The following is a 2,453-nucleotide window of genomic DNA, read 5'->3' as shown; positions in this document are numbered from 1 at the left end:
GAGAATCACAATCCGCTGGAAATGCACATCCCGTTTATAGGTCCTGACCCTAGAGGCTCTTGTATTCAGCAAGCGACCCGACCAAGCAGGTCTCTCTGCATGTATGGACGAGACAGACGATAGCACGTTATGGGAGTGGCCAAAAGGGCATTTTGGACCGGAATAAGCAACCGCAGAAAGGACGGGGGGCCGCGCCCCTCCACCGGCGTTGCCCTCGATTGGTACAAGGAGAAAAAATCCGCGGAACAGTGGCCTCATTATACCAGTACCCAGTACCGCTCTGGTCTTGACGCCCTCTTTTCAGGGCGCTACATCTATCCGACGCGGCACCAGCCGCACTGCTGTCCTGCGCGGGGTGGAGCAGTCCGGTAGCTCGCGAGGCTCATAACCTCGAGGTCCTAGGTTCAAATCCTAGCCCCGCAACCTATGAGAGTCCCGTAATTCCAAGAACTGCGGGACTCTCGCCATGTATACGGCCCGCTAAACAAGCGAGATTGTGTACCTATGGAATCAGACACGACGCGCGGCAAAGACTCCATTCGCTACGAACCCAACGAAAACCCACCGCCCCTGCTCTCCTTCGGTATCGGCTTTCAGGCGGCCATGCTGGTAGTGGCCGGGATAGTATTGACCCCCGCGATTGTGATCCGGGCGGCCGACCAGAGAGAGGTCTATCTGTCCTGGGCGATCTTTGCGGCGCTTATCATCAGCGGGTCAACCACCGTCCTGCAAGCCGTCCGGGTCGGGCGCTTCGGAGCCGGCCACATCCTGATCATGGGAACCTCCGGTGCCTTTATCGCGGTGTGCATCACCGCCCTGGTGAAGGGCGGGCCGGCCTTGCTGGCGACGCTCATCTTTATCTCGTCCTTGTTCCAGTTCACCCTGGCGACTCGGCTATCGCTCTTACGGCGGATCATTACGCCGGTTGTTTCGGGCACGGTGGTCGCGCTGATTGCCGTGACCATTATGCCCATCGCATTTCAGATGGTGTCGGTTGTGCCCGAGGGCGCGTCGTCGGCCGCCGCACCGGTGTCCGCCACCGCCACCCTGGTCGCCATTGCGGTGCTGGCGTTGCGCGCGTCGGGCGTATGGCGGCTCTGGGCACCGGTCATCGGCATTGCGGTGGGCTGTCTGGTTGCCTCGTTCTTCGGGCTCTATGACGTTACGCGCGTGGTCGAGGCGGATTGGGTTGGCATGCCGACATCCGGCTGGCCGGGCTTTGACCTGTCGTTTGGGAGCGAGTTCTGGGTGCTGCTGCCGGCCTTCGTGTTTGTGACCCTGGTCGGTGCCATTGAAACAATAGGCGATTCGGTGGCCATTCAGCGCGTCTCATGGCGCACCCCCCGGGCGATCGATTTCCGAACGGTTCAGGGTGCGGTGAACGCCGATGGCCTGGGCAATCTGTTGTCCGGTCTGGCCAGTACCGTGCCGAATACGACCTATTCGAGCAGTATTCCGCTCACCGAACTGACCGGCGTGGCGGCGCGCAATGTCGGGGTCAGCCTCGGTCTCATCTTCATCGCTCTCGCCTTTTTGCCCAAGGTGGCCGCCCTGATCCTCGCCATTCCCAGCCCGGTGGTTGCCGCCTATGTCATGGTGCTGATGGGCATGCTTTTCGTCCAGGGTATGAAGATCGTCATGCAGGACGGACTCGACTATCGGAAAGGCGTAGTGGTCGGGATTTCCTTCTGGCTCGGCGCGGGCTTTCAGAACCAGGACATCTTCGCCGCCCAACTCGGCGAGCAGTGGGGGGCGCTGCTCGGCAACGGCATGACGGCCGGCGGCCTGGCCGTTCTCGTCCTGACTCTGTTCACGGAGCTGACGGGTCCGCGCCGCCACCGCCTGGAAATGGACCTGGACATAGCGGCCCTGCCCAAGATCGATGGGTTTCTACGTGAGCTGGCGTCACGCTTCGGCTGGAATACCGCCTCGATGGAACGCTTGTGCGCGGCCGGTGAGGAAACGCTGCTGAGTCTGGTGCAGCCGGAGGATGAAACCACCCCCGACAAGCGGCGGCTCTTTATTGTTGCGCGTGGCGACAGCGCGGAAATCGAGTTGGAATTTGTGGCCGCGGTCGGGGATGAAAATCTCGAAGACCGCATGGTCCTGCTCGGTGAGGGGAGCACTATACCCGAAGAGCACGAGATTTCTCTCCGCCTGCTGAAACATTTCGCGGCCTCGGTCCGCCACCAGCAATACCACGATATCGACATCGTGACCGTGCGGGTCGAAGCGGCACGCTAGGCGAGGATCGTCTTCGGCCCGCTCCCCCTACCCAATGGCCGGTTTGGTCGCTTGCCAGGGGCTCATCTTCTCGAACGCCGCGGAGGCGCGCAGCACGCCGGCGTCGTCAAACCGTCGTCCCACAATTTGGAGTCCGACTGGTAGGCCCGCCTTCGTAAACCCGCACGGAATGGAAGCCGCGGGATTCCCGGTCAGATTGAAGGGAAACG

The 2,453-nt window shown here is 61.5% G+C and carries 2 protein-coding genes and 1 tRNA gene; 2 read left to right on the top strand and 1 reads right to left on the bottom strand.

Features of this window, described 5'->3' with window-relative positions; translation table 11 throughout:
• The first annotated feature begins 349 nt into the window (after window positions 1–349).
• Window positions 350–423: transfer RNA gene (locus tag OXG98_10905), tRNA-Met, on the top strand.
• 81 nt (window positions 424–504) lie between these two features.
• A complete protein-coding gene (locus OXG98_10900) occupies window positions 505–2,244 on the top strand; it encodes a hypothetical protein (protein ID MCY3772511.1) in 1,740 nt (579 codons plus the stop codon).
• A 27-nt stretch (window positions 2,245–2,271) separates the two neighbouring features.
• Here the strand turns inward: OXG98_10900 and OXG98_10895 are convergent.
• The coding region (locus tag OXG98_10895; protein ID MCY3772510.1) for an amidase family protein at window positions 2,272–2,453 on the bottom strand (182 nt) is incomplete at its 5' end.

It is taken from the genome of Gemmatimonadota bacterium (genome assembly GCA_026706345.1).
In the GTDB taxonomy this organism is placed as follows: domain Bacteria; phylum JAAXHH01; class JAAXHH01; order JAAXHH01; family JAAXHH01; genus JAAXHH01.
Note: the sequence above shows the minus strand (reverse complement) of the source record. Positions and strands in the feature narration are given on the sequence as shown.

Bases quoted from the DNA above. Each gene is read 5' to 3' on its own strand.
- OXG98_10900 (MCY3772511.1), top strand. From the start codon at position 505: ATGGAATCAGACACGACGCGCGGCAAAGACTCCATTCGCTACGAACCC.